This window comes from Neisseria sp. P0016.S008, assembly GCF_051957775.1.
In the GTDB taxonomy this organism is placed as follows: Bacteria; Pseudomonadota; Gammaproteobacteria; order Burkholderiales; family Neisseriaceae; genus Neisseria; species Neisseria flavescens_B.
On the sequence record NZ_JBQCWB010000001.1, the window covers coordinates 1 to 24,387 of the forward strand.

A 24,387-nucleotide genomic window follows, 5' to 3' on the forward strand; every position below is an offset into this window, starting at 1 on the left:
GAGTTCATCGGTTTGACCCGTCTGCCGACATTCTTATGTAACGATGTGATCAAAAATCCACAAGTGGAACAATACTTCGCAGACTATCAAGTACACTTGAAAAAAGTGTTCGGTTAATGATAGAACATCAACTTGAAGCGGTGAGCTTTTGCCCACCATTTTGTCAGTCGCTAATTGATACGAAATATGGCAAATCCGTGGCGCAGGTGATTACCCGCTGGCTGGTGGAACGCGACATTATCGTGTTGGTAAAATCCACTAAACCCGAACGCATGGCGGAAAACTTGAACGTCTTTGACTTTGCCCTCAGCGATGAAGACAAAGCTGAAATTGCCAAACTGGACGGCACGTTCGCCGCTATCGTCAATCACGACACGGTGGATAATTTGATACGCATCTCCACGTGGAAAATGGGCGTGTAAGTGTAGCGAAAAACTATCTGCAATTCATCATTATGAAAGGACAAAACATGATTAACGGGTTAGATATCGAACGTTTCCGAACTACCATGGCAGCGATTGAAAACGACCATACAAAAGGCAAGGCAGCATTACGCGCCAATTCGCGCTGGGTATCCGGCACAAAGAACGAAATCTCCGTGCGCCGCTTCCCAGCCTTTACCACAGACGAACCGAAAAGCATGGGCGGTGAAAACGCTGCCCCAAATCCGATGGAATACCTGATCGGCGCTGCTGCAGGCTGCTGCTCCATAGGTTTCGAGTGACAAGCAGCACAAGCAGGCGTGAAACTGGAACAGTTTGAAATATCCGCAAGCGGCGGTATCGACTTGGCCAAACTGTTTGGCATGGAAGATGGCTACGGTGGACTGGATAATCTGGTGCTAACCGTAAAAGTAAAAGCCGACGCCGACCTTCCTACCCTGCAAAATTTTGCCGACCGTTCCGCCGCCAACTTGCCAGTGTTGAACAGCCTGAAAGCGCGGGCAAAAGTAGTAGTGGAGAAAATCTAAACGGCTCAAACTACTTTCTTGTTTTAATTTCGTTGAAAGCCCCTTTTCTAACAACTAGAAAAGAGCTTAATCGCTCAAAGGAGTACATGACATGCAACAACTACACACTCTGAAAGACATCGAACAGGCCATCGCCACACACCCTTTAGTATCACTGTACATCAAGGCCCCAATCTGCGGTGTTTGTACGGTCGTGGCCGCCCAACTTGACTCAGCTTTGGCGGAGGAAGGAAATGTGTATGCCGTAAAAGCCGATATTGCTGAAATACCCGAAATGGCGGGACGTTTCCACGTGCTGACCGTACCTGCATGGCTGCTGTTTTATCAAGGCAAGGAAGTAGAACGGATAGCCCGCTTCATCCCTCAGGCACAGATGAAGCAGACATTGGCAAAATGGACAAAAGTGGCAGAAAGCGAACATCAGTAACCGGTCTATCAATGTTTCAGACGGCTGCGGTCTAGATAATGATGAAAGTGGTCAAATTTTTAAGATGATTTGCAAAACACTTAAAAATTTGACCGCTCTTTATTACGAAAAAGGCCATCTGAAACGGCTTGCAGACTGAGATAATTATTGATGAGACACTGTGATTTGTACGCTAAAACCATCTTCTGAAAATTCCCTTTGACATTCCCCATCTTTTCCTCTAAAATGAGTTCAAGTTTTTAAACACATAAACTCAAGAAGCCGAATATGCCGCAACAAACTATGAATTTAATGCACGAGTGCATTCCCATCTTTACCGTGTTGAGCGATGAAAACCGCCATCAAATCCTGCGCGTGCTGTGGGAACACGGCAAGATGAATGTGAATGAGCTGACCGAGCATCTGCATCTGTCGCGCCCTGCGGTGTCGCATCATTTGAAAATCATGTTGCAAGCCGGGGCGGTGGCGGTAGAGCAGGTCGGCAAAGAGCGGTTTTACAGTATTGCCATGGCGGATGCGGTGGCGAGATTGAAACAGCTTGCTGATTTGATGGCTCAAAATTGCCCGCTTTCAAAATAGGGTTATCCGTTAACCCTTTATTTTTACCTAAATACGATTACATTTTTAAACTTATCAACTTAAAGGAACAATTATGTTATTCACTCCATTCACTTTTCAAAACGGTAAAACTGCTAAAAACCGTATCTTCAAATCCGCTATGGAAGAGCAACTTGCCCAGAATGACCAGCCGTCTGAAAAACTCATCCGCCTGTACGGTACTTGGGCGCAAGGCGGTGCGGGCGTTTTGGTTACGGGCAATGTGATGGTTGCCGAAAGCGGTAAGGGTTCGATAAACGATGTGGTGATTTCAGACGACCGCAGTCTTGAGATGCTGAAAAAATGGGCGAAAGCCGGCACGCAAAGCGACACGTTGCTTATCATGCAAATCAACCATGCGGGCAAGCAGTCGCCTGCGGTGGTCAATAAAACACCACTTGCGCCGAGCGCCGTGCCGTTGGTGGGTATGGACGGCTTCATCAATCCGCCGCGCGAATTGAGTGCCGATGAAATCAACGGGCTGATTCAGCAATTCGTGCAAACCGCGAAAATTGCCGAGCAGGCAGGATTTTCAGGCGTACAAATTCATGCCGCGCACGGCTATCTCATCAACCAATTCCTCTCGCCGCACCACAACCGCCGCCAAGACCAATGGGGCGGCAGCTTGGAAAACCGTATGCGCTTCCTTTTGGAAACCTACACCGCCATTCGCGCCGCCGTGGGCAAAGATTTCTTGGTGGGCGTAAAACTCAATTCAGCGGATTTCCAAAAAGGCGGATTTGACGAAAGCGAATCGGTGCAGGTGGTACAAAAGTTATCGGAAATGGGCATTGATTTTATTGAAGTTTCCGGTGGCAACTACGAAAGCCCGCAAATGCTCGTCGCTAAAGACAGCACCCGCAAACGCGAAGCCTTCTTCATCGATTACGCCGAAAAAGCCCGTGCAGTCAGCCAAGTCCCGCTGATTATTACCGGCGGTTTTCGTTCGCAAACAGCCATGGAAGACGCCTTATCCAGCGGCCATTTGGATTTGGTCGGCGTCGCCCGCCCGTTTGCCTTAGTCCCTGATTTGGCGAACCAAATGCAAAACGGCACCTACCAAACCGTGCAAACTGACCGCATTCAAACAGGCGTGGCGTTGGTTGATAAAAAAGCGGGCGCGATGTTGGAAATGAACTGGTATATGATGCAAATGGACTTAATCGGACAAGGTAAACAGCCTGATCCCAAACTATCAGCGTGGAAAGTATTGCTGAAAACTTTATGGGAAAATGGCAAGGCAGGTTTGAGTACGGGCAGGGCTTGATGATGAAAGCGGTTGGATTTGAAGGAAGATTAAATTTTAAAATTTAACTGTATGTAAAAGCATGGAATATAAATAAATTGATACTAAAAAACCGTTTGAATCTTTAAGTTCAAATGGTTTTTAGAATTTTAGATATCCACTGAGAGATACAAAAGATCCTGTTCTTTGAAAGTGGCTTAGAATAAGAATTTAAAAATACTAATTAAATTAATAAGTTATGATTACAATTTATAATCATAACTTAACATAATATAAATTATGCGAACTTATACTAGCATGATGCAATAGCCTTTTCTACAAATTATGGCCACAACCAAGCCCATGTGCTTCGGCCTTCTCCTTGCAGTAAAACTAAAGTTCTACAAGCTGAAGCTGTGTTCATGCATTCGAAACCGATTCCGTAAGCTGATAAGGCTGCTGCAATTTTGGGATGCAGAAATTGTTGTTTTGCTCCTGTACCTATGATAATGACTTCTGGACGGTTTTCTGCTGTTTCAATTGCTGATATAAAAATTTGTTCGTTTAATTCTTCGATGGTTGTTTGAGGAATGATGCTCACTTTGCCATCTTGCCAGCAAATGGGTTCTGAGTATGTTTGTGCACCGATTTGCAATATGCCTTGTGAGGATGAAAAAAATGATGCGGTTTCATCAATATGGTTTTCTGTGATTTTCATGGCAATTCCTGTTTTTATGGAAGAACGATTTTTCAGACGGCCTTGGGAAACTTGCAAAAAAAGGTGCAAAATCAAGCAATATCAGGTAGGATTCAACGTTTGACCTTGTGCATTGATGCTTTGCTCTGAATTTACGATTGCAAGCGATTATAACAAGCCTTGGTTTTTCGTGATTATTTTAAAGTATCGGCTCAAAAGGAGACACAATGAAGCCAGTAAATATCGGTCTTTTAGGTTTGGGTACAGTCGGTGGCGGTACGGCTACTGTATTGCAGGACAATGCTGCGGAAATCAGCCGCCGTTTGGGACGCGAAGTCCGTATTTCTGCTGTTTGCGATTTGAGCGAAGAAAAAGCCAAACAAATTTGCCCGAATGCTGCTTTTATCAAAGATCCGTTTGAGCTGGTTCAACATCAAGATGTTGATGTTGTTGTTGAATTGTTTGGCGGTACCGGTATTGCCAAAGATGCGGTATTAAAAGCGATTGAAAACGGTAAACACATTGTTACTGCCAATAAAAAACTACTGGCTGAATACGGCAATGAAATTTTCCCTTTGGCGGAAGAAAAAAATGTCATGGTGCAGTTTGAAGCTGCTGTTGCCGGCGGTATCCCTATTATCAAGGCTTTGCGTGAAGGCTTGGCTGCGAACCAAATCCGCAGTATCGCCGGTATTATTAATGGTACCAGCAACTTCATTCTGACTGAAATGCGTGAAAAAGGCAGCGCGTTTGCAGACGTCTTGAAAGAAGCTCAGGCTTTGGGCTATGCAGAAGCTGACCCTACTTTTGATATCGAAGGTCATGATGCCGGCCATAAAATTACGATTATGAGCGCATTGGCATTTGGTACGCCGATGAACTTTTCTGCCTGTTATTTGGAAGGCATCAGCAAACTCGACAGCCGCGATATCAAATACGCTGAAGAACTTGGCTATCGTATCAAGTTGTTGGGTATTACCCGTAAAACCGACAAAGGCATCGAGTTGCGCGTACACCCTACTCTGATTCCTGAAAGCCGTTTGCTGGCTAACGTTAACGGAGTGATGAATGCTGTCCGCGTCAATGCCGATATGGTTGGTGAAACCTTGTATTACGGTGCAGGCGCTGGTGCATTGCCGACTGCTTCTGCCGTAGTTGCCGATATTATTGATATTGCCCGCCTGATTGAAGCAGAAACTGACCATCGTGTTCCTCACTTGGCATTCCAACCTTCGCAAGTTCAAGCGCAAAATATTCTGCCTATGGATGAAATCACCAGCAGCTACTATCTGCGCGTTCAAGCAACTGACGAACCGGGCACTTTGGGTCAAATTGCCGCACTCTTGGCCAAAGAAAATGTTTCTATCGAGGCTCTGATTCAAAAAGGCGTGATTAATCAAAGTACTGCCGAAATTGTGATTCTGACCCACACCACAGTGGAACACAATATCAAACGCGCTATCGCAGCGATTGAAGCTCTGAGCTGCGTGGATGCTCCGATCACCATGATCCGCATGGAAAGCCTGCATGGCTGAGCAACAAACGGAAAGGCCGTCTGAAGAGCAACTGGCGGCCAGAAAGAAAGCCAAGGCAAAAATCCGCACCATCCGCATTTGGGCATGGATTATTTTGTCTTTGCTGGCTCTGACCGCCCTGCTCTCACAATGCGCCATGAACAAGCCGCAGATGAAACAAAATGTGGTGGAATCTTGTGTGAAAAACATTCCTTTTGCTGAAAAATGGCAAGCTGATTTGAAGGCAAAAGGTTTGGATGCGCAAAACGAGAAATTGGCTCAAGACTATTGTGCCTGCATGTGGGATCAGCCCTTAAGCAAACTCTCTGACGAGCAAATCCGAAACTTCGGCAAAATCAGCCCTGAGGAGCAACTCAAACTCTTGGGTGGCGCGGAAGCTTTTGAGGCACGCGATAAGCAATGCGTGGCTGATTTAAAGGCTGAGTAAACCAAAATTATCGGTTTAAGCCAAAGCTATAAGGCCGTCTGGACAACAGACGGCCTTTCTTATATTGAATAAATAGTAATAAGAATTGATTTCATTATATTTTAAGTTTAAGATAGCTTGGTTAATTGCTTTTCTATGGTTGTTGCCATGCGTTACCACTTTCCTATTGCCGTTGATATTTATGATTTTTTGTATACCGGCCGGTTTGACTATCTGGAAATCGGACAATCGGCAGAGTCTATTTTGCAGATGTTTCCTGCGCCTGATTGCGTCCCTAAAGGCTTGTTGGTACAAAAAGGCTGGAATATTTGGCTTTATGGCGATATCGAACTGCATTTCTCCGACAATCGTTTGACACAGATTCGCGCTGATTTTCAGCCTGATGCTGCACTAAGCGGCGGCCGTTGGGTAAAATTGAATCCGTGGTTTTTTGCAAATGGCTGCCTTGATGTTTATGCCGTCATTCAGCGCTTGGTACAACGCAATATTGACTTTATTAAAACGGAAACGCATACCAATTTGATTTTACAGCTGCAAAGCGGGGTCGAATTGATTTTTGAAAAATGTCGGGGCATGCAACTTGCCTCGTTCCGCAAACAAAAAGCTTCCCTGCCTCATTGGGCGCGTGAAACGGCTTCTTAACTAAAACAATGCCGTCTGAAAACATCATTTCAGACGGCATGATCAATTACAAACCATTCAATAATTGTCGGATTTTCGTCATCGCCATAGAAGTCTGTTCATTACAGCCTACAGTCCCTACTCCGCTATCAAAGCAATCAATGCTGCTGACGCTGCAAAAGTGGGCATAGGCCATTTTCAACTCTCTGGCCAAAACAGCTTCGGGCATACCGGTCATACCAAGTACATCTACACCATCATTGCGATAACGGGCAATTTCTGCGCGAGTTGGACGGCGCGGGCCTTGCAGGCAGCCATATACTGCTGTGTCGTAAATCGGCACATTGTGCGCTTTCGTGATATTTAATAACTTTTGTCGCAATTCATTGCAATAAGGGTTGAAAAAATCGGTATGGACGACAGGGCATTCTTGGCCTTCAAAAAAAGTATCTTTACGGCCATAGGTATAGTCAATCAAATCGTCCGGCAACACCAGACTGCCGTTTTCAAAATCAGGGTTGATACCGACGACTGAAGAAATGGCAATAATGTTTTCAACGCCTAAAGAGTGCAATGCCCAGATATTGGCGCGATAGTTGATTTCATGCGGCGCGATGGTATGGCTGAAGCCGTGTCGGGCGAGAAAAACAATGTCCAAGCGCCCCAACCTGCCGAACAAAATAGGACTGCTGGTTAAGCCGTATGGAGTGCGTACGATTTTTCGTTCAGTAATTTCGAGTTCCGGCAGTTTGGTCAAACCGCTGCCGCCGATAATGGCTAACATATAGACTTCCTTTGTTATCAATGGCCGTCTGAAACTTGGATTTCAGACGGCCTTAATATCATCGATTTATTTATGTTTATAGAAATGGCTGCCGAAATAGGCAGATGCACCTTCACGCAATAAAACCAATGTTACGGCGGCAAGCGGCAGACCGGCAAGCATACCGACAAAACCCATCAGTTGTCCGAAAGCCATCAACGAGAAAATCACCCAGAACGGAGACAAACCGATGCGGTCGCCGACGATTTTAGGCGTAATGAAAAAGCTTTCCAAGAATTGTCCGACACCGAATACAGCCCAGACCATCAACAAACCCTGCCATGAGCCATATTGCAAAAGCGCGGCAACTGTCGCCAGCAAAAGGCCGGTAAATGCACCCAAATACGGAATAAATACCAAAATACCGGCAATCATACCGATGGCAAAGCCGGAATCCAAACCGACCAGCATCAAGCCCAAGCCATAGACCAAGCCCATAATCATCATCACCATCAGCTGGCCACGCAGAAACTCGCCCAAAACTTCATCCATATTGCCGCTGATACGCGTGTAAGTTTCGATAAAACGGCGCGGAACCAATTTGCTGATTCCGGAAGACCAGCGTTTCCAATCCAACAAGAAGTAATACAGCAGCAAAGGTAACAACACCAAATTGCTGACGCCGCTGATGACGTTACCACTTTGACGCATCAAGGTAGGAATCCATTCTTTGAGCGTATTGCTCAACTCATCCGTATGCGACTGCAACCATGCGATGATTGATTCTTGATCGATTTGAATATAATCCCCGCTGACGCTGTTGAGCCACGGCAGCAATTTGTTTTGAACAAAGCCCACGATTTGCGGCAGGCGTTCGGCCAGATTGTTAAACTGGTTCAACAACATAGGCACGATAATCAGCACCAACGCCAGCAATACCAGCAAGGCAAACGCCATAATAATCATGGAGGCCGGTGCGCGGCGGATACGCTTCAATTGCAGCCATTCGACCAAGGGATTCAAAACATAGGCCAAAACGGCGGCCACGATAAACGGTGTCAAAACATCGCCCAAGGCATATAAAAGCCAAATAAAGGCTGCAACGACGCAAGCCATAATTACCCACGGTTTTGCGCCACGCTCTTTCTTTTGATACATAAAAAGGTATTTCCCAATTAATGTTTAAGGTTTTCAAAATAAATAAGCAGTATAACAGATTCACAAAGGCCGTCTGAAAGTACGGCACCAATCAAGGCAAAATAAAATTGTTAACAATAACGCCAAAAAATTCAGCCTGAATCCTCCAATTTAAGATAAAATACGCTCCGACAATCTACCCATACCCGAATAAGGAAATCCAATGAGCACTTCTTTGAGCTATCGTGACGCAGGCGTGGATATCGACGCAGGCGATCAACTGGTCGAAAACATCAAACCTTTTGCCAAGCGTACTATGCGCCCTGAAGTGTTGGGTGATTTGGGCGGTTTCGGCGCTTTGGTCGAAATCGGCAAAAAATACAAAAATCCGGTATTGGTTTCCGGTACGGACGGCGTCGGCACCAAGCTGAAACTGGCATTCGACTGGGACAAACACGATACCGTCGGCATCGATTTGGTTGCCATGAGCGTCAACGACATTTTGGTTCAAGGTGCAGAACCTTTGTTCTTCTTGGACTATTTCGCTTGCGGCAAGCTGGACGTTGCCCGCGCGACTGATGTGATTAAAGGTATTGCCCAAGGTTGCGAAGAATCCGGTTGCGCTTTGATTGGCGGTGAAACTGCCGAAATGCCGGGCATGTATCCCGAAGGCGAATACGACTTGGCCGGTTTTGCCGTCGGCGTGGTTGAAAAAGAACGCGTGATTAACGGCCGCAGCATTCAGGCCGGAGACGTTGTTTTGGGCTTGGCCTCCAACGGCGCACACTCCAACGGCTACTCTTTGGTACGCAAAATCATCGAGCGCGACAATCCCGATTTGGACGCGGAATTCGACAACGGCAAAACTTTGCGCGAAGCCATCATCGCCCCTACCCGCCTGTATGTGAAACCTATTCTTGCCGCTTTGGAAAAGTTCACCATTAAAGGCATGGCCCACATTACCGGCGGCGGCATTACCGAAAACGTACCTCGCGTTTTGCCTGAAAATACCGTTGCACAAATCGATGCCAAAGCGTGGGAATTGCCTAAATTGTTCCAATGGCTGCAAAAAGCAGGCAATGTGGAAACCCAAGAAATGTACCGTACGTTCAACTGCGGTATCGGCATGGTCGTTATCATTGCCAAAGAAGATGCCGATGCAGTACAAGCTTTCTTGAGCGAACAAGGCGAAACCGTTTACCGTTTGGGCGTTATTCGTGAACGCAACGGCGACGAGCATCAAACCCAAGTGGCTTGATTTGAGATGCAATGAAAAAGTGCGGATGATGAATCCGCACTTTTTATTGTTTATGGTCTAGGAAAATCTTCGCCCTAGCCTGCTTCTTCCATAAAGCCGGCCAACTGAGCCGTATCGTGGGCAATCATCAGCTCTTCATTGGTTGGAACGACCAAAACAGCCGGAGAAGAATCGGTCGGGCTGATAATGCCTGAATTGCCGTAGCGTTTTTCCATATTGGCTTTGGTGTCGATGTGCAGACCCAAGAAATCAAGATAGGAAACGGTTTTGGCACGGATGTTACGCGAGTTTTCGCCGATACCGCCGGTAAACACGAGTGCGTCAACGCCGCCACAAGCCACAGCCATCGAAGCAATGTATTTGGCAAGGCGGTAGGTCATGACTTCTAGAGCCAAACGTGCGCCTTCATGGCCTTCATCCGCAGCGATTTCCAAAGAACGGCAGTCGTTGGAAAGTTCGGAAATACCGAGCAAACCTGATTTTTTGTTCAGCATTTCATCAACTTGGGCAACATCCAAACCGGCATGTGAAGTCAGATAGCTGTATACGCCCGGATCGATGTCGCCGCAACGGGTACCCATCACCAAGCCTTCAATCGGCGTGAAGCCCATACTGGTGTCAACGGATTTGCCGTTTTTAATGGCGGTAATGGATGCGCCGTTGCCTAAGTGGGCAATAATCATGCGGATGTCTTCCAACGGTTTGCCCAAGATGCGTGCCGCTTCAGGGGCAACGTAACGCATACTGGTACCGTGGAAACCGTAGCGGCGGAAAGCGTATTTTTTACGCAATTCGCGCGGAACGGCATAAGTGTAGGCTCGCTCCGGCATGGTTTGGTGGAATGAAGTATCCATCACGCCGACATTGGGCAGACCCGGGAAGTGTTCTTGTGCAGCCAAAATGCCGTTGATATTGGCAGGGTTGTGTAGCGGAGCAAGCGGAATGCAGGCATTGAGTTCGTCCATTACCGCTTGGTCGATCAAAACAGACTCGCTGTATTTTTCGCCGCCGTGTGCGATGCGGTGGCCGATGGCTTTAATACGGTCGTGCAGTCCGTGTTTTTCAAGCTCTTTCAACAGCATACCTACAGCACCGGCATGATCGTTACGGCCGGTCAAGGCTGTTTGGCATTTTTTGCCGTCTTTGCTGAATGTAATGACTGCTTCGGGCGTACCCAAACGTTCGCCGAGACAGCTTAAGAGAACTTTACCGTTTTTACGGTCGATAACGGCGCCTTTGAGTGAAGAGCTGCCGCAGTTCAGAACAAGAATGAGTTGGTTGGACATGGTGTTTCTCCTTTGAATTTTGATTGTTTTTTTGGTTTCAGGCCGTCTGAAAAGAGCAAGAATATTTGAGAGCTTTCCAGATTGCCTTTGGTTTGGTGTTTAGTCAGGCTTCATGCCCAATCCTAATCTCCATTGCAGGTATCGCTACCCGACTAAAATCTGCTTATTTGGTTTTCAGACGGCCTTGTTTAATGGCTTGGCCGTCTGAAAACTTAAAAGCAATCTTCCGGCACTCGGACTTGTCCTTCCATAATCACGCGTGCGCTACGGCTCATGACCGCTTTGGTGGCCGTCCATTGGCCGTCCTGACATTCGGCGGCGGCACCGACACGCAGTGTGCCTGACGGATGACCGAAACGGACTTCTTTACGCGCTCCACCTCCGGCTGCAAGGTTCACCAGCGTACCGGGCACGGCGGCGGCGGTAGCGATGGCGACTGAAGCGGTGCCCATCATGGCGTGGTGCAATTTACCCATGCTCAGCGCGCGTACCAATAAGTCGATGTCGGCAGCTTTGACGGTTTTGCCGCTTGAAGCGGTGTAATCGGCTGCAGGGGCGACAAAAGCGACTTTCGGAGTATGGGCGCGGGTGGCGGCTTCGGATACGTCGCTGATCAAGCCCATTTTCAGCGCGCCATACGCGCGTATGGTTTCAAATTTTTCCAGAGCCGCGGCATCGTTGTTGATGTCGTCTTGCAACTCTTTGCCTGTGTAGCCCAAATCTGCGGCATTCAGGAAAATGGTTGGAATGCCGGCATTGATAAGCGTGGCTTTCAGACGGCCTATATTCGGCACATCAATTTCATCGACCAAATTGCCGGTTGGGAACATACTGCCTTCGCCATCAGCCGGATCTAAAAATTCGATTTGCACTTCGGCTGCAGGGAACGTTACGCCGTCAAGCTCAAAATCGCCTGTTTCCAAAACTGCGCCGTTTTGCATCGGCACATGGGCAATAATGGTTTTGCCGATGTTTTTCTGCCAGATTTTGACGGTACACAGGCCGTCTGAAGGGATTTTGGATTTATCGACCAAGCCTTGCTCGATGGCAAATGCGCCCACGGCGGCGGTCAAATTACCGCAGTTACCGCTCCAATCGACAAAAGGTTTGTCGATGGAAACTTGTCCGAACAAGTAATCGACATCGTGATCGGCGCGTTCGGATTTGTCCAAAATCACGGCTTTGCTGGTGGACGAACTGGCATTACCCAAACCGTCAATCTGTTTGCCGTAAGGGTCGGGGCTGCCGAGTACGCGCAAGAGGATTTTGTCGCGTGCCTCGCCTGCTTCCTGCGCAGCGGCCGGCAGATCGGTGCGTTTGAAGAAAATGCCTTTGGATGTACCGCCGCGGTAGTAAACGGCTGGAATTTTAATTTGCGGCATTTCGAGTTCTCCTTTGTATTTCTAGTATGGTTTTTTCAGACGGCCTCTCAAACATTCAAGGCCGTCTGAAAACCTTTTTGAGCGTAGTCCGGGTATTTTGACGATACCCGATTTACCTTACGCTGCATTTCCTTCTAAGAAGTCTTGTGCGAAGCGTTGCAACACGCCACCGGCTTCATATACCAATACTTCTTCTGCGGTATCGAGGCGGCAGGTAACCGGAACTTCGACGGTTTCGCCGTTTTTACGGTGAATCACGAGGGTCAGGTCGCAGCGCGGTGTGCGTTCGCCGACAACGTCGTAGGTTTCCGTACCGTCCAGTTGCAGGGTGTGGCGGTTGGTACCCGGTTTGAACTGCAGCGGCAACACGCCCATACCGATCAAGTTAGTGCGGTGGATACGCTCGAAGCCTTCGGCAACAATCGCTTCCACGCCGGCGAGGCGTACGCCTTTTGCAGCCCAGTCGCGGCTTGAGCCTTGACCGTAGTCCGCACCGGCAATGATGATGAGCGGCTGTTTGCGGTTCATATAGGTTTCGATGGCTTCCCACATACGCATGGTTTTGCCTTCAGGTTCAACGCGTGCCAGAGAACCTTGGCGTACGCTGCCGTCTTCGTTTCTCACCATTTCGTTAAACAGTTTCGGATTGGCGAAGGTTGCGCGTTGGGCGGTCAAGTGGTCGCCGCGGTGGGTTGCGTAAGAGTTGAAGTCTTCTTCAGGCAAACCCATTTTTGCTAAATATTCGCCTGCAGCACTGCTGGCCAAAATCGCATTGGATGGCGAGAGGTGGTCGGTGGTGATGTTGTCGGGCAAAATCGCCAGCGGACGCATACCGCTCAATGTACGTTCCCCTGCCAGTGCGCCTTCCCAGTAAGGTGGGCGGCGGATGTAGGTGGACATTGGACGCCAGTCGTATAGCGGGCTTGGTGCTTTTTGCGCTGTGCCGGTGTCGAACATCGGGATATAAACGTCGCGGAATTGTTGCGGTTTCACATATTCGGCCACGATGGCATCGATTTCTTCGTCGGTAGGCCAAATATCTTTCAGGCGGATTTCTTTGCCGTCTGCAACGCCGAGTACGTCGTTTTCAATATCGAAACGGATGCTGCCTGCCAGCGCGTAGGCAACGACCAACGGAGGCGAAGCGAGGAAAGCCTGTTTCGCATACGGATGGATGCGGCCGTCGAAGTTGCGGTTGCCTGACAATACGGCGGTGGCGTACAAATCGCGGTCGATGATTTCTTTTTGGATTTTCGGATCCAGCGCGCCGCTCATGCCGTTACAGGTGGTACATGCGAAGGCAACGATACCGAAGCCGAGTTTTTCCATTTCAGGCAGCAGGCCTGCTTCTTTTAAATAGATTTCGGCTACTTTTGAACCTGGGGCAAACGAAGATTTCACCCAAGGTTTACGTTGCAAGCCGAGGCGGTTGGCATTGCGTGCCAACAGCGCGGCGGCGACAACGTTGCGCGGATTGGAAGTATTGGTACACGAAGTAATTGCAGCAATAATCACTGCACCGTCAGGCATTTGGCCGTCTGAAGGCTCTTCGTAAGGTTTAGCCAAGCCTTTGCTGGCCAAATCGGCGGTCGCAAAACGGGCATGGGGGTTACTTGGGCCTGCCATGTTGCGGGTTACGCTGCTCAAATCAAATTTCAAAACGCGCGGATAAACGGCGGTTTTCAAGGCATCTGCCCACAAGCCTGCGGTTTTGGCGTAGGTTTCCACCAATTTCACCTGCTCATCATCGCGACCGGTCAGTTTCAAATAATCAATGGTTTGCTCATCAATAGCGAACATCGCGGCAGTTGCGCCGAACTCAGGAGTCATATTGGAAATAGTGGCACGGTCGCCGATAGACAGGCTTCTTGCGCCTTTGCCGAAGAATTCGACAAATGCGCCAACCACGCGCTCTTTACGCAAGAATTCGGTCAGTGCTAACACGATGTCTGTGGCAGTAATACCCGGTTGACGTTTACCGGTCAGCTCAACGCCGACAATATCAGGCAGACGCATCATGGATGCACGTCCCAACATCACGGTTTCGGCTTCCAAACCGCCCACGCCTACGGAAATCACGCCCAATGAATCGACGTGCGGCGTATGTGAGTCTGTGCCGACGCAGGTGTCGGGGAATGCCACGCCGTTTTTGACTTGGACAACCGGCGACATTTTTTCCAAGTTGATTTGGTGCATAATGCCGTTGCCCGCCGGAATCACGTCCACATTTTCAAATGCTGTTTTTGTCCAGTTGATGAAGTGGAAACGGTCTTCGTTACGTCTGTCTTCGATTTCGCGGTTTTTGCGGAAGGCATCAGGATCGTAACCGCCGCATTCAACGGCCAAAGAGTGGTCGACGATGAGCTGGGTTTGCACCACCGGATTCACTTTGGAAGGATCGCCGCCTTTTTCGGCAATCGCATCGCGCAGGCCTGCCAAATCCACCAACGCTGTCTGACCCAGAATATCGTGACACACCACGCGCGCCGGATACCAGGGGAAGTCGATTTCCTGTTTTCCCTCAATCAGTTGGCCCAACCAGCTTTGCAGCGTAGGTAGGTCGACTTTGTCTGCGCGGTTGACCAAGTTCTCAGCCAAGATACGGCTTGTATAAGGCAGCTTGTCGTAAGAGCCTGGTTTGATGTCTTCACACGCCTGACGCGCGTCGTAATATTCCAAATCCGTACCGGGCAAAGCTTTGCGGTAACGTTGGTTGGCAGTCATGTCGGTTCTCCTAAATCTATTCTTTTTTTGGTTTTGGGGTTTCAGACGGCCTGTTGATTCGGACCTTTAGGCCGTCTGAAACCATAAATTCTGTTTTATTGCTTGTTGTCTAAAAATCTATTCGCGGTATGAAAAAAAATTGCTGCTCCGCTACCATCATTCCCGTATAGACGGAAATCCAAACCTAAATCTTTCAGCACTCTTTACAGCAGAACATTTCACCTTTTGAATTTCTGCCTGTATGGGAATGACGACAGCAGAGCAGCATGTTTTCCAAACGGCCGGCTCTCTCTCTCGCATACTGCACTAGGCCGTCGAAAAACGAAAACATCATTTATTCATTGTTTTCAAACGGCATTTCGAGATAGGGCGGGCGGGCGGCCCACCCTGCTGTTACGCGTATTAGCGGTTTTCAATCTCCACGAATGCCAAATCTTCAGGGCCTGTGTAGTTTGCGCTCGGACGAATGATTTTGCCGTCTTTGCGTTGCTCGAGAACGTGTGCACTCCAACCGGTTGTACGGGAAATCACAAACAGCGGTGTGAACATAGCGGTCGGTACGCCCAATTTTTGGTAGGAAACGGCGGAGAACCAGTCCAGATTCGGGAACATTTTTTTCTCTTCCCACATCACGCTCTCTAAGCGTTCGGCAATGTCAAAGAGGCGCATATCGCCGGTTTCTTTGCTCAAACCGCGTGCCACTTCTTTAATGACAACGTTGCGAGGGTCGGAAATGGTGTATACCGGATGACCGAAACCGATCACGATTTCTTTACGGCCGATGCGTTCGCGGATGTCTGCTTCGGCTTCGTCGGCATTGCGGTAGCGTTTTTGAATATCGTAAGCCACCTCGTTCGCACCGCCGTGTTTCGGACCTTTCAACGCACCGATTGCACCGGTAATGCAGGAGTACATATCAGAGCCTGTACCGGCAATCACGCGGGCGGTAAAGGTAGAAGCGTTGAACTCGTGTTCTGCATACAGAATCAGTGAAACGTGCATGGCTTTGATGTGTGATTCGCTTGGGCGTTTGCCGTGCAACAGGTGCAGGAAATGACCGCCGATAGTCTCTTCGTCGCTTTCAACTTCAATGCGTTTGCCGTTGTGCGAATATTGATACCAGTACAGCAGGAGGCTGCCGAGGCAGGCGATCAGTTTGTCGGCGATGTCGCGCGCTTCGCTTTCCGGATGGCTTTCACGTTCAGGATGAACGCAGCCCAGCATGGATACGCCGGTACGCATCACGTCCATCGGATGGGTATGTGCGGGCAGACTTTCCAAAACTTTGATCACACGGATAGGCAGGCCGCGCATGGATTTGAGCTTGGTTTTATAAGCGGCCAGCTCAAATTTGTTGGGCAGATGGCCGTGAATCAGCAGGTAGGCGACTTCTTCAAACTCGCATTTTTGTGCCAAGTCCAGAATGTCGTAACCGCGATAGCTCAAATCGTTGCCGGTACGGCCAACGGTACACAATTCGGTATTGCCGGCCGCAACACCAGAAAGCGCAACGGATTTTTTAGGTTTGAAAGTCGGGGTTTGAGTAGTTTCAGTCATGGTATTTCTCCTTTGTATTTTATGGGTTTTATTTTTTCAGACGACCGATGCGGATTTGTTGAAAGGCCGTCTGAAAGCGGTTACTTATTTTTGAAACAATTTATCCAGTTTTTGCTCGAAGGCATGATAGTTCAGATGCTCGTATAGCTCGGCACGGGTTTGCATAGTGTCAACCACTGCGGCCTGAGTGCCATCACGCATAATCGCTTCATAAACATTCAGAGCGGCTTTACTTGCTGCACGGAACGATGACAGCGGATACAGAACCAGCGACACGCCGTTTTCAGCCAGCTCGCTTTGGGTATAAAGCGGAGTTGAACCAAACTCGGTAATGTTGGCCAATACAGGTACTTTCACTGCATCTGCAAATTGGCGGTACATTTTCAAATCGGTCATGGCTTCAGGGAAAATCATGTCTGCACCGGCTTCCACGCAAGCCTGAGCGCGTTCGATAGCGGCATCCAAACCTTCCACCGCCAGCGCATCGGTACGCGCCATAATCACGAAGTTCTCATCAACGCGGGCATCTACGGCGGCTTTGATACGGTCGACCATTTCATCTTTAGAAACGATGGCTTTGTTCGGACGGTGGCCGCAGCGTTTTTGCGCTACCTGATCTTCGATGTGAACCGCTGCAACACCAGCGCGTTCAAAGTTGCGAATGGTACGGGCAATATTGAATGCACCGCCCCAACCCACATCGATGTCCACCAGCAAAGGCGTATCCACGTTGTCCGTAATGCGTCGCGCGTCGATCAGCACATCTTCCATTGTGGTAATGCCCAAATCAGGGATACCGCAAGAGCAGGCTGCCACGCCGCCGCCAGACAGATAGATTGCTTTGAAACCGCTTTGGGTAGCCAATCGTGCAAAGTAAGCATTGACGCAACCGACCACGGCAAGAGGATTTGATTCTTTCACTGCTTGGCGGAAACGCGCTCCGGCAGAGTGTTGACTCATCATATTTCTCCTTTATAGACTTTTTTTCAGTATGAATCGGACGGCTCGTTTTTTTCACAACTTGAAACGAACCGTTTAAAAAGAAACAATCGTTTTAAAAACTGTTTTCAGACGGCCTGTAAAATGTCAATCATCAACCATCTAAAAAATTTAAAATCAATAAATACAAATAGTTATCAAAACCAATAAATACAATAAGGCTGAAGCGGAGGTATACGTTTTTTAATTTTTATTAATCAATATATGAATGGCTATTGGGGATACAGATATTTTAAAACCCGAAAAGTTTGTAGGAATGCGGAAACTGGATTCGGGTTGAGAGCCTTCAGACCGTCGGGACTGCCAATAAGCTGGCGGCGACGGGAGCGGCAGAGATGGGAGAAAATCTATAACAAGAGAGAGTGGTTTGATACAGATTCATGATGATGTTCCTTTGTAGTGCGATGTAGTTTTTATTTATGGAAACAAATTTAAAAAATAAAACCGGTCTTGTCAAACACTTTTTTCAAAAAAATTATAAAAAATTCAGTTATTAATAAACGATTTTTTTGCAACAAATGTAAAAAACGGACAGGCTGTACCACATCAAACCCTTATGTGGCCTAGCTTCTGTCCGTTTTGTACTTTTGGCTGATAGTCAGAATAATTGTAAACAATCTATCTAAAAATAATTTATAATTGATTCATTTATAGGGAACTTTTAAATATGCCGTCTGAAAAACTTAAAATTTTTGCCTTTAATTTTTCAGACGGCCCTTACCTGATGACTACTCTGCACTAAATGCTGTCTGAAAAGTCTGTTTGCCAATGGTAATGTCGGCAGTGTAATCATGGCGGCCTTCGATGCAAAACGGCAAGCGGACTTGCGCAGCCTGCCAACTTTGCGGCGATTGTTGCGTCAGATTGTAGCGGTTGAAGCCCATGTCCATGTTTTTCATACTGAAACTGATACTGACCGCGCCCGTATTCTTCGGCACATTTTCCACCACAATATCAAAAGGCTCGCGTGTATTGATGGAGGTCGCACGCACTTTTGAACCGTCAGGCAGGACGCAGCCTTGTGTCAGACTACATTCGACTACATTCGCTTTTGACTGTTGCCGCTGCCACCAATCCAGGAGCAGCAGTTTGGCCGCCGCAAACACAATCAGTAAAACAGCGGCAATCAGTAGTTTTTGATTTTTACTCATTTCAGACGGCCTCAATATCATTATCGGTCAAAACGGCATGCACACCCATGCTCTGCCACTGTTCACGATAAATGGAAACCATACTTTCCGGAGCTGCCGCAATCAGCGGCATAGCCACGCCTTGCGCCAAAATATCGACAACTTGCTTGGCTGCCGCTTCATTCGCCACTTTCCATACGACGGCATCGGCATTTTGCACCTGCTGCCATTGTTCGGCGTTTTCAATGATTGGCCACACGCTGGGTGCTTCTATCGGCTTGCCTTGTTGCCAATCGGCAAAATCCAGCAATACCGCCGATGCGGTTTGATGCTGAGCCGACAGATATGGTACAACATGATATTCGCCCATGCTGTTTTGACCGCTCAAGCCGCTTTTCAGACGGCCTTGAAGCTGGCGCGGAATGGAGAGGGAGCGTAACAATGCGCTATTGGCAGGCAACATCGGCGTAACGGTAAAATCCCCTGCCTTTTGCCATGCCCATTTCTGCCCTTCCCTAGATTGGATTTCGCCCGTCCATTGGTCGGCTTCCACCCATAAAAAATGCAGGCGAACATGTGCGTGTTCGTAGGAATGGACTTTGGTCAGCCACGGCGTAGCGGCAAGGATACGGATGCCGAGTTCTTCTTCAAACTCGCGTTGCAAGGCTTGAAAATCGCTTTCGCCGGCTTCCACCTTGCCGCCGGCAAATTCCCAATAGCCGGCATACGGTTTACCCTCAGGGCGGGAACTGAGCAGGTAGCGGCCGTTTGGGTCGAGCAAAATCCCGGCAACCACTTGCACCAAGGGACGTGTGTCTTCAGTCATCATGAGATTATTCTTATATGCGGCAGGCGGCGACACCTGCCGATTTATGCGTAAAAAAACGATGTCGGGCCTATACGCCCGACCTTCAACAAATACCTAACCCTTCAGGCCGTCTGAAAAGGATTTTCTATTTCAGAATACTTAAATCCGGCCTTATTTTTCCGCAATGACAAAAGCCATAACGGTATCCTCTTCATCGCTCATACTGAGATGGCAGCTTCGGATACCCTGCTCTTCCAGCCATTTGGTCAAAGCTGGTGCAAAAAACAACTCAGGTTTACCCAATGCATCATGTCCGACACCGATATTGCGGAAAGACACCACGCCGCGTATGCCCGTACCGACGGCTTTGGCAAAAGCCTCTTTGGCGGCAAAGCGTTTGGCAAGATAATTGACCGGTTTGCCTGCCTGCGGAAATTCCAACAGCTCTTCCGGGCTGAGAATGCGTTGCGCAAATGCCAGTCCGAATTTTTTGTTCAGGCGGATAATGCGTTTGAGGGAAACAATGTCTGTACCGATTCCGTAAATCATGGGTCTGCTCCTTGTTTAAATAGTCAGGCCGTCTGAAAGTGTGGATATAGGCCAAAGCAAACCCGCTTTAGCCTGTATAACTGATGCCGTTAAGGCAGCATTCTGGCTCTGAACATGACTTCCTTCATTTGGCGGACAGCTTCAGGCAGACCGAGGAAGAGTGCTTGGGAAATCAGCGAATGTCCGATGTTCAGTTCGCGGATGGCGAGAATTTGAGCGATCGGCGTAACGTTGTGAATGGTCAGGCCGTGTCCGGCGTTGACGACCAAACCCAAATCGCTGGCGTAATGCGCGCCGTTTTGAATGCGCTCGAATTGTTTCATTTGCTCGGCGTGGCTGTGTGCATCGGCATATGCGCCGGTGTGCAATTCGATAACGGGCGCGCCGACATCATAAGCGGCTTGGATTTGCGCGTTATCGGCATCGATAAACAAGGACACGCGGATGCCTGCGTCGGTCAGGATTTTGGTGAACTCGGCCACTTTATCCTGTTGCGCCAATACGTCCAAACCGCCTTCAGTGGTCACTTCTTGACGTTTTTCAGGCACAAGGCACACATCTTCCGGCATGACGTTGAGCGCGTTTTCCAGCATTTCTTCCGTCAGCGCCATTTCCAAATTCAGGCGCGTGCGGATGGCGTTTTTAACGGCAAACACGTCCGCATCTTTAATATGGCGGCGGTCTTCACGCAAGTGCATGGTAATCAAATCTGCGCCGTGGGTTTCCGCAATCAGCGCCGCTTCGACAGGGCTGGGATAAATCGTACCGCGCGCATTGCGGACGGTGGCAATATGGTCAATGTTTACGCCTAACAACATAATAATGTCCTTTCATTAAGGTTTCAGACGGCCTGAGCCTTTACCTATCAAAGGCCGTCTGAAAAAATTCAACTGCCCAAGCCAAACTGCTGCAACTGCTGCAAAACCTGCCGAGACTTGATGCCCTCGGGCAGAAGGTTGTCAATCAAAAGCCGCGTTACTTTCAAAGCCTGCCCCAGACTTTCCTGATGAATGAAGCTGCCTTCCCTCAAATCAATTAACGTCGCACCCGATACGGCAACGCCTTTATTGAGCGCGTGAAAACGGTCGGCCTCTTCCAAGGGAACCACAGCCTCTTCCGGCGTGAGCCAATACGTTTCTTCGCCGTTGATTTCATTGCCGTTGCCGTCATGGAATAAATCGGGGGCAAATCCCAAGCGTGTCAGCAGCGTCCATTCAAAACGGCGCAAAGCGGCAATGTGGTTGGCCTCGCAGCAAATGGTCTTCATGGTTTCCGCCAAAACATCGTAAAGCTCGGGCAACGGGTCTTCGCGGACGGTCAACTTTAGCATCAACTCGTTCACATACAATCCGCTGAACAAAGCCCTGCCCTGCGGCTGCGGCCAACCGCCTATCCATTCGGCGCGATGCAGGGTCTTCAACTCTTGCGAACCATACCAAGACGCACTCACCGGCACAAACGGCACCAACACACCGCGCAATTCGCTCTGCCGTTTACGCGCGCTTCTTGCCAACAAAGCCACCCGCCCATAACGGCGGCTGAAAGCTTCCACCCACAAGCTACTCTCACGCCACGGGGCGGAAGCAAGCAGAAAGATAGGTTCGTGGTTGATGCGGTTTGGTTGCGCCATAAGGGTTTGGAAAGATAAAGATTGTGTCGATTATAACGGAAAATCGATGCAAAAAGGCCGTCTGAATATCCACCTTCTATAAAGGCCGTCTGAAAACCTTTATAATCCGTTTTGAATGAACAACCGACCTTCCTGTGTTTATGCCGAAATTCCCTTTTAAATCCGCCCTTTCCCTGCTCTCCGCAGCCCTATTATCCGCCTGCTCGCTGGTGAAATATCAGCCTCTTGCCGGCATTGATACGGTCGACCTGCAACGCGGCTACCGCTTTGAAACCAGCCAGCTTCAGCGTAACAACGAAGACGATACGCTTATTGTATTGATGTTCTCCGGTGGCGGTACGCGTGCGGCGGCCTTGGGTTATGGCGTGTTGGAGCAGCTTCATAAGCAGCAGATTACCATAGGCGGCAAAAAACAATCTTTGATGTCGAATGTCGATGTGGTGGTCGGCGTATCCGGCGGCTCGGTTTTGGCTGCGTACTTTGCACTCAAGGGCGAAGAAACCATTCCGCTGTTTTATAAACATTTCCTACACCAAAACTTCCAACGCCAAGTTGTCAAACAAGCCTTTTCCATGTCCAACCTGCCCCGACTGGCCTCGCCTGAATACGGACGCGGCGATCTGTTACAGGAGCAGTTTGAAAACTACCTTTTCGGCAAAACCACTTTCCGCGATTTGGAAATGAACCGCAAAGGCCCGTTTGCCATCATTTCCGCCACCGATATGGGCATAGGCGAGCGTTTTAATTTCACGCAAGAATATTTCGACCCGATGTGTATCGACTTGGGCGACTTGCGACTTGCCCGCGCCGTCGCAGCTTCAAGCTCCGTGCCTATGGTATTTGCACCGATTACCCTAAACAACAACGGCGGACGCTGCAACTACACACCGCCGATCAAAATCGAAGATGCAGACGACAGCAAAAAAAGACCTTCCGCCATCTCAGCTGAGGGACAAGGTATTGAATATTCCGACCAGTTTCTATCTGCCGCCGGAAGACGTGGACAATCTGCGTACCGCCGCTGCCGAACTGATGAAGCAGTCGCTGGACTATCGCAACCTGCTGGCAGAATTTGCGGCACACCCCAATCCAGACGCCATCTTCGCAGCCCCGCCTCCGGATGCGCAAGAGTTCAAGCCATTGAACGAAAAGAAAAAGCAGTAGCAAACTGTTCCATAAAGTGTAGCTCTGTTAAAATATATGCTTCATTTTATATTTCAGACGGCCCCCATAACCAAGGCCGTCTGAAACACTTAACAATAAATAGAATCCGACCATGACCGAATTAAATACTCCCCTCGTTACCGATATTGACCGCCCCATCCTCGTTCCGCCGGGCGGCCATAAAAAAGTCCTGCTGCATTCCTGCTGCGCCCCATGTTCCGGCGAAGTGATGGAAGCCATGCTTGCCAGCGGCATCGACTACACCATTTATTTTTACAACCCCAATATCCATCCGCACAAAGAATATATGTTGCGCAAAGAAGAAAACATGCGCTTTGCGGACAAATTCGGCATCCCCTTTGTCGATAAAGACGACGACTACGAAAACGACCGCAAAGAATGGTTTGCCAAAGCCAAAGGCATGGAATTTGAACCCGAACGCGGTATCCGCTGCACCATGTGTTTCGACATGCGTTTTGAAAAAGCAGCTCAATATGCCCATGAAAACGGCTTCCATGTTTTCACCAGCTCACTGGGCATTTCACGCTGGAAAGACATGAAACAGATCAACGGCTGCGGCCATCGCGCCGCCGAGCCGTATGATGACTTGGTTTATTGGGATTTCAACTGGCGCAAAGGCGGTGGCAGCGCACGCATGATTGAAATCAGTAAGCGCGAGCATTTCTACCAACAAGAATACTGCGGTTGCGCCTACTCCCTGCGCGATTCCAATGCCCACCGCAAATCGCAAGGCCGCATCCCCATCAAGCTGGGCGTATTGTATTACGGTGATGAATCCACCCAATACGAGCCTCAAGCCGAAAACAAAATCATTGTTGAGAAATAAATATCAAAGGCCGTCTGAAACATTCAGACGGCCTTTGTTTAAATCAGACGATTAACGGCGGCGGAATTTGCCGTGATCAAAATCATCAAATGCCTGATAAGCGGCTTGGCATTGAATTTTTTGTTCGGCATAAGGCAAACCGCGGAACGCTTTTGCCGCTTTTCGGTTTTCCCTCAACTCGGCCTTATTGCCTTTGTAACGATACCAAGCGGCACGGCGCTCAAGGTATTGCTTGCAAGCAGGATGCAATTTGTTTTTCTTCGCATGCTGGTGTTTGCTCACATGATGACCATGTGGTTTAGCCGCCGCTTCGGCAGAATAAGCACCCAAGCTCAATACGGCAACCGCTGCCAGTGCGGAACCTAAATTTTTCAACATTAACATGATTCGCCTCCTAAATAGTTTTTCCATTATATGTTTCGCCAGGGCACCGGCAAAACGCCCATTTTTTACATGACAAAAATGTGGTTAATTACTACATCATACTACTTGCTTTGCAAAATTTAACACACCTTCTATTTAGACAGAAGCCGAATATAAATTTCTTTATTTCATAAGCCTCTAGCTGATGTTTAACCAAATGTGATGCAAATACAAAATAATGCCAAATCGCCACAAAGCCACATGAAATCTAGTTTAGGCCTCCTATTCCCT

At 48.6% G+C, this 24,387-nt stretch carries 25 protein-coding genes and 2 pseudogenes; 13 read left to right on the plus strand and 14 right to left on the minus strand.

Annotated elements, in window-relative coordinates:
* The 7 genes and pseudogenes from ACTHS8_RS00005 to ACTHS8_RS00035 all read left to right on the plus strand — a co-directional run.
* Window positions 1–117, plus strand: a pseudogene (locus ACTHS8_RS00005) (NADPH quinone reductase MdaB); the annotation flags it as partial.
* Complete coding sequence (locus ACTHS8_RS00010) at window positions 117–422, plus strand: aldo/keto reductase (RefSeq protein ID WP_440372617.1); 306 nt, start codon at window positions 117–119, stop codon at window positions 420–422. The pseudogene ACTHS8_RS00005 and the gene ACTHS8_RS00010, both read left to right, overlap by 1 nt.
* Before the next feature lie 47 nt (window positions 423–469).
* Window positions 470–724 carry an OsmC family protein gene (locus ACTHS8_RS00015; RefSeq protein WP_440372618.1) on the plus strand — a complete coding sequence of 85 codons (255 nt, stop codon included), beginning with the start codon at window positions 470–472 and terminating at the stop codon, window positions 722–724.
* A gap of 18 nt (window positions 725–742) precedes the next feature.
* Window positions 743–970, plus strand: coding sequence for a hypothetical protein (locus ACTHS8_RS00020; protein ID WP_440372619.1), 228 nt, complete (start codon window positions 743–745; stop codon window positions 968–970).
* 91 nt (window positions 971–1,061) lie between these two features.
* A complete protein-coding gene (locus ACTHS8_RS00025) occupies window positions 1,062–1,397 on the plus strand; it encodes a thioredoxin family protein (RefSeq protein WP_440372620.1) in 336 nt (111 codons plus the stop codon).
* 267 nt (window positions 1,398–1,664) lie between these two features.
* Window positions 1,665–1,976: an ArsR/SmtB family transcription factor gene (locus ACTHS8_RS00030; protein WP_016687072.1), complete on the plus strand. Its 312-nt coding sequence runs from the start codon at window positions 1,665–1,667 to the stop codon at window positions 1,974–1,976.
* A 73-nt stretch (window positions 1,977–2,049) separates the two neighbouring features.
* Window positions 2,050–3,261, plus strand: a complete 1,212-nt coding sequence (locus tag ACTHS8_RS00035; RefSeq protein ID WP_440372621.1) for an NADH:flavin oxidoreductase/NADH oxidase family protein — start codon at window positions 2,050–2,052, stop codon at window positions 3,259–3,261.
* Window positions 3,262–3,562: 301 nt separating this feature from the next.
* On the opposite strand, the gene ACTHS8_RS00040 is transcribed toward ACTHS8_RS00035, so the two are convergent.
* Window positions 3,563–3,937 carry an Mth938-like domain-containing protein gene (locus tag ACTHS8_RS00040; protein ID WP_063075905.1) on the minus strand — a complete coding sequence of 125 codons (375 nt, stop codon included), beginning with the start codon at window positions 3,935–3,937 and terminating at the stop codon, window positions 3,563–3,565.
* A gap of 206 nt (window positions 3,938–4,143) precedes the next feature.
* On the opposite strand from ACTHS8_RS00040, the gene ACTHS8_RS00045 reads away from it, so the two are divergent.
* The 3 genes from ACTHS8_RS00045 (at window position 4,144) to ACTHS8_RS00055 (ending at window position 6,520) form a co-directional block, all read left to right on the plus strand.
* Window positions 4,144–5,451 carry a homoserine dehydrogenase gene (locus ACTHS8_RS00045; protein ID WP_003686387.1) on the plus strand — a complete coding sequence of 436 codons (1,308 nt, stop codon included), beginning with the start codon at window positions 4,144–4,146 and terminating at the stop codon, window positions 5,449–5,451.
* Entirely contained in the window at window positions 5,444–5,878 is a 435-nt protein-coding gene (locus ACTHS8_RS00050; RefSeq protein WP_440372622.1) for a hypothetical protein, read from the plus strand. The genes ACTHS8_RS00045 and ACTHS8_RS00050 overlap by 8 nt, the downstream gene beginning before the upstream one ends.
* 147 nt (window positions 5,879–6,025) lie before the next feature.
* Window positions 6,026–6,520, plus strand: coding sequence for a hypothetical protein (locus ACTHS8_RS00055; RefSeq protein WP_049328665.1), 495 nt, complete (start codon window positions 6,026–6,028; stop codon window positions 6,518–6,520).
* Window positions 6,521–6,566: 46 nt separating this feature from the next.
* Here the strand turns inward: ACTHS8_RS00055 and ACTHS8_RS00060 are convergent, their stop codons facing one another.
* Together ACTHS8_RS00060 and ACTHS8_RS00065 are read right to left on the minus strand one after the other, a co-directional pair.
* Window positions 6,567–7,283, minus strand: a complete 717-nt coding sequence (locus ACTHS8_RS00060) for an S-methyl-5'-thioinosine phosphorylase (RefSeq protein WP_049343856.1) — start codon at window positions 7,281–7,283, stop codon at window positions 6,567–6,569.
* A gap of 66 nt (window positions 7,284–7,349) precedes the next feature.
* Entirely contained in the window at window positions 7,350–8,420 is a 1,071-nt protein-coding gene (locus tag ACTHS8_RS00065) for an AI-2E family transporter (RefSeq protein ID WP_440372623.1), read from the minus strand.
* 202 nt (window positions 8,421–8,622) lie between these two features.
* Here ACTHS8_RS00065 and purM point away from each other — a divergent pair, with 202 nt between their 5' ends.
* Window positions 8,623–9,657, plus strand: a complete 1,035-nt coding sequence (purM, locus tag ACTHS8_RS00070; protein WP_036490898.1) for a phosphoribosylformylglycinamidine cyclo-ligase — start codon at window positions 8,623–8,625, stop codon at window positions 9,655–9,657.
* A gap of 74 nt (window positions 9,658–9,731) precedes the next feature.
* On the opposite strand, the gene ACTHS8_RS00075 is transcribed toward purM, so the two are convergent.
* From ACTHS8_RS00075 to recO, 10 genes are all read right to left on the minus strand, one after another.
* Window positions 9,732–10,943 (minus strand): acetate kinase, encoded by a 1,212-nt coding sequence (locus ACTHS8_RS00075; RefSeq protein WP_311457626.1) that lies wholly within the window; start codon window positions 10,941–10,943, stop codon window positions 9,732–9,734.
* A gap of 212 nt (window positions 10,944–11,155) precedes the next feature.
* On the minus strand, window positions 11,156–12,325 hold the full coding sequence (gene prpF / locus ACTHS8_RS00080; protein WP_049330884.1) for a 2-methylaconitate cis-trans isomerase PrpF: 1,170 nt from the start codon (window positions 12,323–12,325) through the stop codon (window positions 11,156–11,158).
* A 117-nt stretch (window positions 12,326–12,442) separates the two neighbouring features.
* Window positions 12,443–15,049, minus strand: a complete 2,607-nt coding sequence (acnD, locus tag ACTHS8_RS00085; protein WP_440372624.1) for a Fe/S-dependent 2-methylisocitrate dehydratase AcnD — start codon at window positions 15,047–15,049, stop codon at window positions 12,443–12,445.
* A 402-nt stretch (window positions 15,050–15,451) separates the two neighbouring features.
* Entirely contained in the window at window positions 15,452–16,606 is a 1,155-nt protein-coding gene (gene prpC / locus ACTHS8_RS00090) for a bifunctional 2-methylcitrate synthase/citrate synthase (RefSeq protein ID WP_440372625.1), read from the minus strand.
* An 84-nt stretch (window positions 16,607–16,690) separates the two neighbouring features.
* Entirely contained in the window at window positions 16,691–17,566 is an 876-nt protein-coding gene (gene prpB, locus ACTHS8_RS00095) for a methylisocitrate lyase (RefSeq protein ID WP_002233567.1), read from the minus strand.
* Between the two features lie 767 nt (window positions 17,567–18,333).
* Complete coding sequence (locus ACTHS8_RS00100; protein WP_440372626.1) at window positions 18,334–18,756, minus strand: hypothetical protein; 423 nt, start codon at window positions 18,754–18,756, stop codon at window positions 18,334–18,336.
* A 1-nt stretch (window position 18,757) separates the two neighbouring features.
* Window positions 18,758–19,561, minus strand: a complete 804-nt coding sequence (locus tag ACTHS8_RS00105; protein WP_440372845.1) for an NUDIX domain-containing protein — start codon at window positions 19,559–19,561, stop codon at window positions 18,758–18,760.
* 153 nt (window positions 19,562–19,714) lie between these two features.
* A complete protein-coding gene (gene acpS / locus ACTHS8_RS00110) occupies window positions 19,715–20,092 on the minus strand; it encodes a holo-ACP synthase (RefSeq protein ID WP_003686416.1) in 378 nt (125 codons plus the stop codon).
* A gap of 89 nt (window positions 20,093–20,181) precedes the next feature.
* Window positions 20,182–20,910 carry a pyridoxine 5'-phosphate synthase gene (gene pdxJ / locus ACTHS8_RS00115; RefSeq protein WP_070589100.1) on the minus strand — a complete coding sequence of 243 codons (729 nt, stop codon included), beginning with the start codon at window positions 20,908–20,910 and terminating at the stop codon, window positions 20,182–20,184.
* A 68-nt stretch (window positions 20,911–20,978) separates the two neighbouring features.
* Entirely contained in the window at window positions 20,979–21,722 is a 744-nt protein-coding gene (recO, locus tag ACTHS8_RS00120) for a DNA repair protein RecO (RefSeq protein WP_440364112.1), read from the minus strand.
* A 140-nt stretch (window positions 21,723–21,862) separates the two neighbouring features.
* Between recO and ACTHS8_RS00125 the strand changes: the two are divergent.
* Together ACTHS8_RS00125 and ACTHS8_RS00130 are read left to right on the plus strand one after the other, a co-directional pair.
* A pseudogene (locus tag ACTHS8_RS00125) lies at window positions 21,863–22,886 on the plus strand (patatin-like phospholipase family protein).
* A gap of 112 nt (window positions 22,887–22,998) precedes the next feature.
* Window positions 22,999–23,733 carry an epoxyqueuosine reductase QueH gene (locus ACTHS8_RS00130; protein ID WP_440372627.1) on the plus strand — a complete coding sequence of 245 codons (735 nt, stop codon included), beginning with the start codon at window positions 22,999–23,001 and terminating at the stop codon, window positions 23,731–23,733.
* Window positions 23,734–23,784: 51 nt separating this feature from the next.
* Here the strand turns inward: ACTHS8_RS00130 and ACTHS8_RS00135 are convergent, their stop codons facing one another.
* The gene (locus ACTHS8_RS00135) at window positions 23,785–24,117 is read right to left on the minus strand and encodes a stress response protein (RefSeq protein ID WP_440372628.1); all 333 of its coding nucleotides are present in this window, start codon (window positions 24,115–24,117) and stop codon (window positions 23,785–23,787) included.
* Window positions 24,118–24,387 lie beyond the last annotated feature (270 nt).